General features: G+C 27.4%; 3 protein-coding genes. All 3 read left to right on the forward strand.

Annotated features, from left to right (window positions below; genetic code table 11):
- Positions 1 to 1292 (forward strand): BREX-1 system phosphatase PglZ type A (pglZ, locus tag FGQ49_RS10100; RefSeq protein ID WP_138269741.1); only part of this gene is annotated, 1292 nt, incomplete at its 5' end.
- A gap of 11 nt (positions 1293 to 1303) precedes the next feature.
- The gene (gene brxL / locus FGQ49_RS10105; RefSeq protein ID WP_138269742.1) at positions 1304 to 3334 is read left to right on the forward strand and encodes a protease Lon-related BREX system protein BrxL; all 2031 of its coding nucleotides are present in this window, start codon (positions 1304 to 1306) and stop codon (positions 3332 to 3334) included.
- 20 nt (positions 3335 to 3354) lie between these two features.
- On the forward strand, positions 3355 to 4067 hold a 713-nt coding region (locus FGQ49_RS10110; protein ID WP_171020689.1), incomplete at its 3' end, for an AAA family ATPase.

The raw sequence follows: 4067 nt of genomic DNA on the forward strand, positions 1-4067 counted from the left end.
AAGATAAAGATATATTCATTAATTTAAAAAATAAAATTGAAAATATATATGTAAATGATTTTATGAGCGAATTATCAATTAAATGGAGTGATATGATAGAGAATATGCCAAAATATGATTCTAATCGTATGACTTTGCAGAAAGATTTTTATAAAAATTATATTAAGCCATTTAATGATAAAAAAGATAGAATAATTGTTATTGTATCTGATGCATTTAGATATGAATGTGCAAAAGAACTTAATAGCAAATTGAAAAACTTTGCAAGTAAATCAGATATTGGATATATGCAAGGAATTGTTCCATCATATACAAAATTGGGAATGGCTTCATTATTACCTAATAAAGAAGTTTCTTCAAGTTTAAAAGATAGAGAATTATTACTTCAAAAAGAAAATATAGATTCTATTGCAGTGAAATATGATGATTTATATGAAATGACAAAACTAGAATGGAAAAAACTATTTTCTGGTAAAAAAGTGGTATATATTTATCACGATACAATAGATAATGCAGGAGAGCATAATGAAAATACTATATTTACTGCCTGTGATAAAGCAATAAATGAATTAGAAAAATTAGTTAGAGATTTGCATACAACATTTAGTGGAATAAATGCTTTTATAACTGCTGATCACGGATTCTTCTATAAAAGAGGTAAGATAGAAAGTTATGAAAAAACAAGTAAGATAGTAAATGCTACAAAACAAAAAACAAGATATTCATATTCAGATAGTCTATCTAATGAAGAAGGTATTTTATCAATAAATTTAGATTATGTGTTTGGAAAAGATAGTGGCTATGTAAATATTCCTAAAGGAAATATTATATTTGCAAGACAAGGTAGTGGCATAAATTATGTTCACGGTGGAATACTTCCTCAAGAAATAATAATACCTGTTATTGATTTTAAATCAACAAGAACAACAGAACAAAGTAAAAAAGTCGGAATTACCTACAGTGGGTTATCAACAAAAATAACAAATGCTATTACTTATCTAGAATTTTTACAAGATAGTAATGTTGATGATAATAATAAACCTTGTAGATACTTATTGCATTTTGAAGATGAAGATGGAAATAGAATATCTGATGAATGTACAATTATTGCAAATTATGAAAATACTGAAGTTAAAGATAGATTCTTTAGAGAAAAGTTTGTATTTAAAAATATTACTTATGATAGAAATAAACCTTATTATTTAGTAATTATTGATGAAGAAACGGGAATAGAATCTACTCGTATAAAATTCTATATTGATATTGCTATTGTAAATAATTTTGATTTCTAGGAGGTGTAATAGTGGAAGAATTAAATGAAAAGTTAAATAAATACTTTGCAGGTAAAGTTGTAAGAAAAGATTTAACAAAGAAAATAAAAGAGGGGGCTAATGTTCCTGTTTATGTACTTGAATATTTACTTGGAATGTATTGTGCAACTAATGATGAAAATGCTATTGCAGATGGAGTAGAAACAGTAAAAAAGATATTAGCAGATAACTTTGTTAGACCAGATGAAGCCGAAAAAATTAAATCAAAAATAAAAGAAAAAGGAATATACACAATCATTGATAAGGTAACAGTTAAATTAAATGAGAAATTAGATATATATCAGGCAGAGTTTTCTAATTTAGGAATAAAAGATGCTTTAATTGATAGTGGAATTGTTAGTAAATATGAAAAACTTTTAGTTGGTGGTATATGGTGTATTATAAAAGTAAGTTATAGTTTTGATGACCAAGATAAACATAGAATGCCTTTTGTAGTAGCAGGGCTTGATCCTATACAACTTCCAAATATGGACTTAAATCAACTATTTGAGGGAAGAAAGCACTTTACAAAGGAAGAATGGATAGATGTTTTAATCCGTTCAATGGGAATAGAGCCATCACATTTAACTGAAATACAAAAATGGCATTTCATAGAAAGAGCAGTACCTTTAGTAGAAAATAATTATAATTTGTGTGAATTAGGTCCAAGAGGAACAGGAAAATCACACATATATAAAGAAATATCTCCTAATAGCATATTAGTATCTGGTGGACAAACTACAGTTGCCAACTTGTTCTATAATATGGGACAAAAGAAAATAGGTTTAGTTGGTATGTGGGATTGTGTGGCATTTGATGAGGTTGCCGGAATAACTTTCAAAGACAAAGATGGAATTCAAATAATGAAAGATTATATGGCTTCTGGCTCATTTGCGAGAGGTAAAGAAGAAAAGAATGCTAACGCCTCAATGGTGTTTGTTGGAAATATTAATCAAAGTGTTGAAGTATTATTAAAAACTTCTCATTTGTTTGAGCCTTTTCCAAAAGAAATAGCGAACGATTCAGCATTTTTTGATAGAATGCATTATTATTTACCTGGATGGGAAATACCTAAAATGCGACCAGAATTAATAACAGATGAATATGGATTTATTACTGATTACTTATCAGAATATTTTAGAGAAATGAGAAAAAGGACATTTTCTGATTCTTTTGATAAATACTTTAAATTAGGTAATAATCTAAATCAAAGAGATGTTATCGCAGTAAGAAAGACAGTATCTGGTTTAGTAAAATTATTATACCCAGATGGGAAATATAGTAAAGAAGAACTTGAAGAAATACTTTCTTATGCTTTAGTTGGAAGAAGACGTGTTAAGGAACAATTAAAGAAAATTGGTGGTATGGAATTCTATGATGTGCATTTTTCTTATATTGATTTAGATACTATGGAAGAAAAGTTTATTTCTGTACCAGAGAGTGGGGGAGGAAAACTTATTCCAGAAGGAATGTTAAAAGCAGGACATACTTATTTTATAGGTAGAGGTAATTCTGGAATGATAGGAACATTTAAAATAGAAGTTGAATCACCAAGTGGACACGGAAAATTTGCAATATCTGGTATAGGAACTGATAGAGAAACAAAAGAAGCATTGAATACAGCATTTAATTATTTCAAAGCAAATAAAAAAAGTATAAGTGCAAGTATTCAAGTTGATAATGTAGATTATTTATTACATATAGAAGATTTACAAGGAGTAGGTGCTTCAAAAGATATTTCTCTTGCATCTTTTGTTGCAATGTGTAGTAGTGCCTTAAAAAAGCCAATGCAGGGCAGTTTAGTTATACTAGGAAGTATGAGCATTGGTGGGACAATAAGTAAAGTGGAAGAATTAGCAAATACTCTCCAAGTATGTTTTGATTCTGGAGCAAAGAAAATATTGCTTCCTATGTCTTCAGCAAGTGATATATCAAATGTACCAAGTGATTTATTTTCCAAATTTAATATATCATTTTATAATAACCCAGAAGACGCAGTATATAAAGCCTTAGGGATAGAATAATTTTTGAAGGGAGTTTTATAATGATTAAATTAAAGAATGTTGTAATTAATAAATACAAAAGTTTTTTAGAAAAGCAAGAAATAGAGATTGAAGATGGGGTTACAAGAATAGTAGGGAAAAATGAAAGTGGAAAAACTGCATTACTTGAAGCAATGGCAAAATTCAACTATTTTGATCCAAAAGATAAAACATTTACTTTTAATAGTACAAACGATTATCCAAGAGGCGAATTAAAAAGATATCAACAAGAATATCCAAATGAAGATTTTGATGTTATAACTTGTATTTTTGAATTATCTGATGATTTATTAAATCAGATTTCAGAAGATGTAGGAAAAGAAGTATTTACAAGTAAATCAATTATAGTTGCAAAAACATATAATAATATTAAAAGGTTTTATAATGTATCAACTAATACAAAAAAATTTATAGAACAGTTCTTACAAAATTACACGCTAGAAGACAGTATAAAACAAGAACTCATAAAAAGTAATTCACTAGAAGAATTAGCAGAAAAATTAAAGGAAATTGAAGAACTTACAGATGCATATAAAGAGTTAAAAACAAAATATATAGATAGTCCAAAAACAGACAGCGAAGATAAATTAGTAAGTTATATTATAAGTGAATATATAATTCCTAATTTACCTGAATTTTTGTATTTTGATGAATATTATAGTTTACCTGGTACTATTAATTTACAGAAATTTTTAAATGGACAAGTTGATGATAC

The organism is Anaerofustis stercorihominis (assembly GCF_005844425.1).
GTDB classification, from domain to species: Bacteria; Bacillota; Clostridia; order Eubacteriales; family Anaerofustaceae; genus Anaerofustis; species Anaerofustis butyriciformans.